Origin of the sequence: Tersicoccus sp. Bi-70, assembly GCF_001968825.1 — a bacterium.
GTDB lineage: Bacteria > Actinomycetota > Actinomycetes > Actinomycetales > Micrococcaceae > Tersicoccus.
On record NZ_MIEU01000012.1, the window covers coordinates 370,807 to 379,174 of the forward strand.

General features: G+C 72.8%; 6 protein-coding genes and 1 rRNA gene. 3 read left to right on the forward strand and 4 right to left on the reverse strand.

Annotated elements, in window-relative coordinates:
* Positions 1-23: 23 nt before the first annotated feature.
* Both BGP79_RS10775 and gcvH read right to left on the reverse strand, forming a co-directional pair.
* Entirely contained in the window at positions 24-515 is a 492-nt protein-coding gene (locus BGP79_RS10775; RefSeq protein WP_369800188.1) for an FHA domain-containing protein, read from the reverse strand.
* A 134-nt stretch (positions 516-649) separates the two neighbouring features.
* Positions 650-1,036 carry a glycine cleavage system protein GcvH gene (gene gcvH, locus BGP79_RS10780; protein WP_076695306.1) on the reverse strand — a complete coding sequence of 129 codons (387 nt, stop codon included), beginning with the start codon at positions 1,034-1,036 and terminating at the stop codon, positions 650-652.
* 188 nt (positions 1,037-1,224) lie between these two features.
* Here gcvH and BGP79_RS10785 point away from each other — a divergent pair, with 188 nt between their 5' ends.
* The 3 genes from BGP79_RS10785 to BGP79_RS10795 all read left to right on the forward strand — a co-directional run bounded on the left by BGP79_RS10785 (position 1,225) and on the right by BGP79_RS10795 (position 7,362).
* A complete protein-coding gene (locus BGP79_RS10785; RefSeq protein WP_158067173.1) occupies positions 1,225-2,163 on the forward strand; it encodes a hypothetical protein in 939 nt (312 codons plus the stop codon).
* A gap of 124 nt (positions 2,164-2,287) precedes the next feature.
* The gene (locus tag BGP79_RS10790; protein WP_233121396.1) at positions 2,288-3,829 is read left to right on the forward strand and encodes a DNA polymerase Y family protein; all 1,542 of its coding nucleotides are present in this window, start codon (positions 2,288-2,290) and stop codon (positions 3,827-3,829) included.
* A gap of 53 nt (positions 3,830-3,882) precedes the next feature.
* On the forward strand, positions 3,883-7,362 hold the full coding sequence (locus BGP79_RS10795; RefSeq protein WP_076695312.1) for an error-prone DNA polymerase: 3,480 nt from the start codon (positions 3,883-3,885) through the stop codon (positions 7,360-7,362).
* 51 nt (positions 7,363-7,413) lie between these two features.
* Here BGP79_RS10795 and BGP79_RS10800 read toward each other — a convergent pair whose 3' ends face one another.
* Both BGP79_RS10800 and rrf read right to left on the reverse strand, forming a co-directional pair.
* Positions 7,414-7,926 carry a GNAT family N-acetyltransferase gene (locus BGP79_RS10800; protein ID WP_076695314.1) on the reverse strand — a complete coding sequence of 171 codons (513 nt, stop codon included), beginning with the start codon at positions 7,924-7,926 and terminating at the stop codon, positions 7,414-7,416.
* 299 nt (positions 7,927-8,225) lie between these two features.
* Positions 8,226-8,342 (reverse strand): 5S ribosomal RNA (rrf, locus tag BGP79_RS10805).
* Positions 8,343-8,368 lie beyond the last annotated feature (26 nt).

Below are 8,368 nucleotides of genomic sequence, written 5' to 3' on the forward strand. Positions count from 1 at the left end.
CCCCGGGTCGGAACCGGGCACCCTCAGGACCCGCCCTGGCCCGGTTCGACGGCGGAGGGGCCGGAACCGGCCCCGCGGACACCCGCGGCCGCAGCGGCCCGCGACGGGTAGAAGGTGAGCCGGAACTTGCCGATCCGCACCTCGTCACCCGACGTCAGGGTCACCTGGTCGACCCGGTCGCCGTTGACGTAGGTACCGTTCAGGCTACGGCTGTCGACGAGGTCGAAGCCCTCGTCCGTGCGCCGGAACTCGACGTGACGCCGCGAGACGGTCACGTCATCGAGGAAGATGTCGGCGTTGGGGTGCCTCCCGGCCGTGGTGACCGGCTGGTCCAGCAGGAACCGGGCACCCGCATTGGGGCCCTGGTGTGCGATGAGCAGCGCGGAGCCCACCGGCAGCGCGTCGATGGAGGTCTGCTCCTCGGGGCTGACCCGGGGTACCACATGGTGCGCTCCGGTGATCGGAGCGACGTTGATCGACGTCGTGTCCAACGACGACTCCCGTGATGTGTTCACGATGCTGCGTTTCCCATCCCTCCGGGGTGTCCCCGTGGTCATCCGTCTGGTCGATCGGGCCGCCCGCTCCCCTGCGGCGACCGCAACGCCGAGGCACGCACCGGCTGCCGGCGCGTCGTCCCTCCGCGGTGTTCTCAGCCTACCTGTTGTTGGTAGCCCGTCGCATCGAGCAGCTGGTCAACGGCCTGCGGGTCGTCCAACCGCAGATCGAAGAGCCACCCCTCGCCGTACGGATCCGAGTTCACGAGCGCCGGATCGTCCTCGAGCGCCTCGTTGCGGGCCACGATCTCCCCGTCCAGCGGGGCGAACACCTCGCTGACGCTCTTCGTCGACTCGATCTCCCCCACGGCCTCGCCCTGGCTGATGGCGGTGCCCACCTCGGGCAGCTGCACGAAGACCACGTCACCGAGTTCCTGCTGGGCGAAATCGGTGACGCCGATGCGCACCACGGTCTGCTCGTCCACCGCGGAGATCCACTCGTGCTCCTCGGTGTAGCTGAGTTCTTCGGGGATGGTGGACATGAGACGCCTTCCTCGACCCGACCTGCCGTGATCGACCGGTCGATCCGTCGAGTATAGGCACATCCCCGAGCCCGTTCCGACGCGCGTCCACAGCCGTCCCACCAGCGCCTTCGTCGGTCGCCGGGGCCGGCCGGAGCCCCCCGTCCGGCTCGATTGACACATTCGAACATGTGTTCGAACATGGGGTCATGTCTCTTCCCGCTCCTTCGCCCGCGATGGGCGATGCGCTCTTCGCCCTGGCGGAGCCGGAAGCGGAGGACGCCCCGGGAACGGCTCCGGGCGGGCCGTCCGGCGTGGGCGTGCCCGGTGTGGGCGTGCCCGGTGTGGGCGTCTCCGGTGTGGGCGTCTCCGGGGCCGGAGAGCCGGAGACGTCGCGGTCCCCCGCGGCCACCTCGGCGATCACGGCGTCACTGAGGTCGAGGATCCGCCAGCTCGAGGCCGCCCATCTGGCCGCGCAGCGGTTCCCGGTCTCCGAGGCGCTGACGTCCCTGTTGCCGCAGGGCCTGCTCGCCGGGTCGAGCTACGCCGTCATCGGGTCCACCACCCTGGCGCTGAGCATGATCGCACGGGCCTCCGGGGACGGAGCCTGGTGCGGGGTGCTGGGGATGCCGGACCTCGGGACGGAGTCCGCCGCCGGGCTGGGGATCGACCTGCAGCGGCTCATCCTGGTGCCCTCGGCCGGCCAGCAGTGGGCCGCCGTCGCGGCCGCCATGATCGACGTGCTCTCCGTGGTGGTCGTCGTCCCGCCCGCCTCCATCGCCGGGGGCGACGTCGCCCGGCTTAACGCCCGCCTCCGTCAGCGCCGCGCCAGCATGATCACGCTCGGCCCCTGGCCGCAGACCGAGACGACGCTGCGGGTCACCGGCAGCCGGTGGTCCGGACTGGGCGCGGGCCACGGATACCTGACCGGCCGGAACCTGCTCGTGGAGGTGCTCGACCGGCGCGCCGGAGGACGCCGGCGCACGGGCGAGGTGGATCTGGGGGGACCGGCCCGGCCGGGGCTCGCCCTGGTCCCGGGCACCGGTATCGGGGAACCGGCGATCCCGACCGCGGGCGCCGTGGCGGCCGGGTCCCCCGCATCGACGAGCCGGGCCTCGTGGGAGCGCCGCGCCAGCCGGGCGGGATGACATGGGTTCGTCGTCAGGGCCCCCACGGGGCAGGACCACCACGAACCGGACCACGACGAGCAGGACCGGCACGGGCACGGGTGGCACGGGCACGGGTGGCACGGGTACCGAGCGCGTGGTCGTGGTGCTCAGCCCGCGATGGCCGGTCACCTCCGCCCGCGCCACCGGACGGCTGCCCGCCGCCGGGCCGGCCGCCGTCGTCGACCGCGGCCGGGTGGCCGAGGCCTCCGCGGAGGCCGAGCAGGAAGGGGTGCAGCCCGGGCAGCGGGTGCGGGACGCCCAGTCCCGCTGCCCCGAGCTGGCGGTGACCGGCTGGGACCCCGGTGCCGACGCGCAGACGTTCGAACCGGTGGTCAAGGCGCTCGAGGAGGTCAGCCCGGCGGTGCAGATCCTCGAACCCGGGCGCTGTGCGCTGCGGGCTCGCGGCGTGCGCCGCTACCACGGCACCGAGGAGGAGGCGGCCCGATCCCTGCTGCAGGTGCTGGCCGAGCAGCACGTGCCGGGACGGATCGGCGTCGCGGACACCCTGTTCGCGGCCCAGCAGGCGGCCGACCGGGCCACGGACGAGGCGCCCCTGGTCGCCGTCCCGCCCGGGGGATCCGCCGCATTCCTGGCTCCCCTGCCCATGGCGGTGCTGCCGGACCCCGTCCTGGTGTCCCTGCTGCACCGGCTGGGCCGGCACACCCTCGGCGACTTCGCCGCCATGGACGCCGGTGCCGTCCGGGCCCGGTTCGGAGCGGCCGGGGTGGACCTGCACCGGTGGGCCGCCGGGACGGACCCCCGGACCGTCGTCGCCCGCACCCCGCCCCAGGACTTCGACCGCGTCGCCGAGTTCGAACCGCCGCTGGTGCGCGCGGACCAGGTGGCCTTCGCGTTCCGGGTGGCGGCCGAGGACGTCGTCACCACCCTGGCGGACGCGGGGCTGGCGTGCACCCGGATCCATCTGACGCTGACCGGGGAGGACGGGATCGCCTCGGAGCGGTCCTGGACGCACCCCCGGCACTTCACCGCCGCCGAGATCACGGACCGGATCCGCTGGCAGCTCGAGGGGGAGGTCACCTCGGGATCGGCTCCGGGGGCCGGCCGGCTCGAGCAGCCCGTCGCCCGGGTGCGGCTGACCCCGGAGCGCACCGAGCCGATCGGTCAGGGCGGCGACGGGCTGTGGGGCGCCGGGGTGGACGAGCACGTGGACCACGGGCTGACCCGGATCCAGTCGATGCTCGGGCACCGGGGCGTGCTCACCGCGGTCACCGGTGGCGGCCGTCTGCTGGGCGAGCGCCGGGTCCTGGTGCCGTGGGGGGACGCGGTTCCCGCCCCGGTGCGGGCCGAGGCGGCGCGGCCCTGGCCGGGCGCGCTGCCCGGCCCTCCGCCGGCGACGGTGTTCGACCGGCTGCACCCGGTGCTGCTGCTCGACGGCGGCGGCGCACCGGTGGTCCTGGCGGGGCGCGGTGAGCTCTCCGCTCCCCCGGACCGGCTGGACCCCGACGGCAGCGGGTCGACGCGGGCGGTGCTGAGCTGGGCCGGCCCGTGGCCGGTCCGCCAACGCTGGTGGGACGCCGAACGGAACCGGCGGATCGACCGGGTGCAGGTGATCGACGAGACGTCGGCGGCCTGGCTGCTGGTCACCACCGGCTCCCTGTGGTGGGCCGAGGCCCGCTACGACTGACCCCGGCCGAGCCTGAACGGCGCGGCCCACGCACGATGAGGAAGAAGGACTCCATGGGGTGGCGCAATCCCCCGATCCCGTGGCGGGATCTCGAGCGCGCGCTCTCCGACCGGCCCGGGACCACCCCACGACCCGGCTCCACGCAACGCCCCGATGGCGGGGACGGGCCGGCCTTCTCCCGCAAGCGCGGCCCCTACACACCGCCGGCCCCACCGGACGGTCACGGCCAGGACCGGGCTCCGGCCGAGGCGCCCGCCGTCGGGTACGCGGAGCTGCACGCCCACTCGAGCTACAGCTTCCTCGACGGGGCGTCCTCCCCCGAGCAGCTGGTCGAGGAGGCCGTGCGGCTCGGGCTGAACGCCCTGGCGCTGACGGACCACGACGGGCTGTACGGGATCGTGCGGATGGCCGAGGCCGCCGAGGCGCACGGGCTGCGCACCGTCTTCGGTGCCGAACTCTCCCTCGGGCTGCCCGGCCCGCAGAACGGGGAGCCCGACCCCCACGGGGAGCACCTGCTGGTCCTGGCCCGCGGGGAGGAGGGCTATCACCGACTGGCAGGGGCCCTGACGTCGGCCCATCTGGCCGCGGACGCGCAGAAGGGCCGGCCGGTCTACGACCTGGCCTCCCTGGCCGAGGCGGCCGACGGGCACTGGGTGATCCTGACCGGCTGCCGCAAGGGTGCGGTCCGGCGCGCGCTGGCCGAGGGTGGAGCGGACGCGGCCGAGACGGCGCTGCGCCGGTTGACGGGCCTGTTCGGCGAGGGCAACGTCGTCGTCGAACTCCTCGACCACGGCGGTCCCGCCGACAGCACCCACAACGACGTGCTCGCGGAGCTGGCTGCCCGGCTCGGCCTGCGCTGCGTGGCCACCAACGGGGTGCACTACGCGACCGAGGAACAGTTCCCGCTCGCCACCGCGGTGGCCGCGGTGCGGGCCCGCCGCAGCCTGGACGAGCTGGACGGCTGGCTGCCCGGTTCCGACGGGGCGCACCTGCGCAGCGGCGCGGAGATGGCGCGACGGTTCGCCCGTTACCCCGGCGCCGTCGCCGCGACCGTCGAGCTGGCCGAGGACCTGGCGTTCGAGCTGCGCGCCGCCCGGCCACGACTGCCGCACCAGGACGTCCCGGACGGGCACACCCCCATGTCGTGGCTGCGCGACCTGGTCCACACGGGGGCCCAGAGGGTCTACCCGGACGCCGACGCCGCCGTCACCGAACGGCTGGAGGCCGAACTGGCGGTGATCGAGGCCAAGGACTTCCCGGGATACTTCCTCATCGTCCACGACATCGTCCGGTTCGCCCGGTCCCGCGGCATCCTCTGCCAGGGCCGGGGCAGCGCGGCGAACTCGGCGGTCTGCTACGTCCTGGGCATCACCGCCGTCGACTCGATCTTCTACGACCTGCCCTTCCAGCGGTTCCTCTCCAGCCTGCGCGAGGAGGAGCCGGACATCGACGTCGACTTCGACTCGGACCGGCGGGAGGAGGTGATCCAGTACGTCTACGGCAAGTACGGCCGGCGCAACGCCGCGCAGGTGGCCAACGTCATCACCTACCGGCCCAAGAACGCCGTCCGCGACATGGCGAAGGCACTCGGTTACAGCACCGGCCAGCAGGACGCCTGGTCGAAGCAGGTGGAACGGTGGGGGTCCCTGCGGGAGGCCGCCGACGTCGAGATCCCCGAGCAGGTCCTCGACCTGGCCGAGTCGGTACTGAGCTTCCCCCGGCACCTGGGCATCCACTCCGGCGGCATGGTGCTGACCGACCGGCCCGTCGGCGAGGTGGTGCCGATCGAGCACGCCCGGATGGCGGACCGGACCGTCCTGCAGTGGGACAAGGACGACTGCGAGTGGATGGGACTGGTCAAGTTCGACCTGCTCGGCCTGGGCATGCTCGCCGCCCTGCAGTATGCGTTCGACCTGATCGGCGAGCACCTGGGTGAGCCATGGACCATCGAGACGATCCCCCGCGAGGAGGCCGCCGTCTACGACATGCTGTGCCGCGCCGACTCCATCGGGGTGTTCCAGGTGGAGAGCCGCGCCCAGATGGGGACGCTGCCGCGGCTGCGCCCGCGCCGGTTCTACGACCTGGTGATCGAGATCGCCCTGATCCGGCCCGGGCCCATCCAGGGCGGGGCGGTGCACCCCTACATCCGCCGGCGATCCGGCGACGAGCCGGTCACCTATCCCCACGAGCGGACGATCCCGGTGCTGGAACGCACCCTGGGCGTGCCCCTGTTCCAGGAACAGGTGATGCAGATGGCGATGGCGATCGGCGACTGCACGGCCGAGGACGCGGACCTGCTGCGCCGGGCGATGGGCTCCAAGCGCGGCCGGGAGAAGATCGAGACGCTGCGGGAGAAGCTCTACGCGGGCATGGACCGCAACGGGATCACCGGCGAGCAGGCCGACATCCTCTACGACAAGATCCAGGCGTTCGCCAACTTCGGGTTCGCCGAGAGCCACAGCCTCTCCTTCGGCGTCCTGGTCTACGCCAGCTCCTGGATCAAGCTGCACTATCCCGGCGTGTTCGCCGCGTCACTGCTGCGGGCGCAGCCGATGGGCTTCTACTCCCCCCACACCCTGGTGGCCGACGCCCGCCGGCACGGGGTGACGTTCCTCCGCCCGGACATCGCCCGTTCGGGGGTCGAGGCGGGGATGGAGCCGATCGACGACGCTGCCTCCCCCGGCACCGGGCGGAGAGCGGGCAGCGCGAGAGCCGGGGTTTCCAGTACCGGGGGCCGGGACGCGTGTCTGGCGTTCACCCAGCCGCCGGTGGGCCCGTTCGACCCGCACGCTCCCGACGTCTCGGCCGATCACCGGCGCGACGGGACGCTCGCGGTCCGGCTCGGCCTCGCGGAGGTCAGCGGCATCGGCCGGGATCTGGCCGCACGGATCGTCACCGAGCGCGACGGCGCGGGCCCCTACCGGGACATGACGGACCTCGCCCGGCGGGTGACGATGACCACCGAGCAGCTGGAGGCGCTGGCCACCGCGGGGGCGTTCGCCGTCTGGGGTCTGAACCGGCGGGAGGCACTCTGGCAGGCCGGGCACGCCGCCGGCGAACGGGAGGGCCAGCTTCCGGGCACGGCGGTCCCGCTGCAGCTGCCCCTGTTCGACGCACCGTCGGCGGTCGAGACGGTGGCGGACGATCTGTGGGCGACGGGTTTCAGCCCCGACGACCATCCGATCGCCCACCTGCGGGCTCGCCTGGACCAGCGGAGGGTGCTCCGCGTGGGCCGGTTGCTGCGGACGGAGCCGGGCCGACGGGTCGAGGTGTGCGGAGTCGTCACCCACCGGCAGCGGCCCCAGACCGCCCAGGGGATCACGTTCCTGAACCTGGAGGACGAGACGGGCATCCTCAACGTCATCTGCAGCGTCGGGGTGTGGGCGCGCTACCGGCGGACCGCGCGCGATGCGAAGGCGATGATCGTGCGCGGCGTGCTGGAGCGCTCCGCGGAGGGCGTCACCAACCTGGTGGCCGACCGGCTCGAGGAGCTGCCGCTGTCCCTGCGCCTCTCGTCCCGGGACTTCCGCTGACGTCCGTCCACGGGCGAGGCTGCCGGTGAGCTCGCCCGTGGACCGCAGGGATCAGTAGTCCATGTCCTCGTCGGTCGGCGGATCCCACCGCTGGAAGTCGAGGGTCAGGTACAGGGCCAGCGCTGCCGCGTTGTTCTCGCTGATCCGCAGGGCCACCTGCTCGTACCCCGCCTCGCTCAGCTTCGCCAGCGCCTGGCGCACCAGTTCCTCGGCGTAGCCCTTGCGCCGGTGGTCGGGGTGGGTGAAGAGCTCGAGGACGAACGGCGCATCCGGCAGCGCGGCGTCGGGGAATCCGTCGACGACGAGCAGGGCGGCCAGCGGGTTGCCCTCCCCGTCCGGGACCACCAGGGAGGCGTCGGGCAGGAAGCGCCCGAACTCGTCCGCGTACACCTTGCGGACGTCGGCGGTCGCCTCCTCCTGCGTCCACGGCCGGCTGTCCGCGTAGGAGGAGTAGTACAGCTCCCCCAGCACGGGGATGTCGCCGTCGGAGGCCGCCCGGGTGGACACTGCGGGCTCACGTTCCAGCGGTGCGGTCTGCGCGGTCAGCGTGATGGTTCCTGCCATGGTCGTCCTCCTCAGCCAGCCTGTCTCGTGACGGACGCCCACGTCCGCCCTGTGATCAGGAGTGTAGGGAACACCGCTGACAGAAGTCATCCAGCAGTATGCTGCCCATCCTTCCCGCGCGTCACAGAACGACGGAGGGTCACGGTCCGGCAACGTCATGGACGGTGGTCGAGCACTCGGATCCTGCCTGTTGCATGCGGGAGGGGTGTTGAATGGGGAACGAGTGTTAAATGCGGGAAGCCTCGGACCGTTTCCCCCACGTGGTGGGGTGGTCCGAGGCTTCTCGCTTCTTAATGGTTGTCCGGCGGTGTCCTACTCTCCCACACCCTCACGAGTGCAGTACCATCGGCGCTGTGGGTCTTAGCTTCCGGGTTCGGGATGGGTCCGGGCGTTTCCCCCACGCTATGGCCGCCGTAACACTATTCCCCCGTTACTGGGGTGA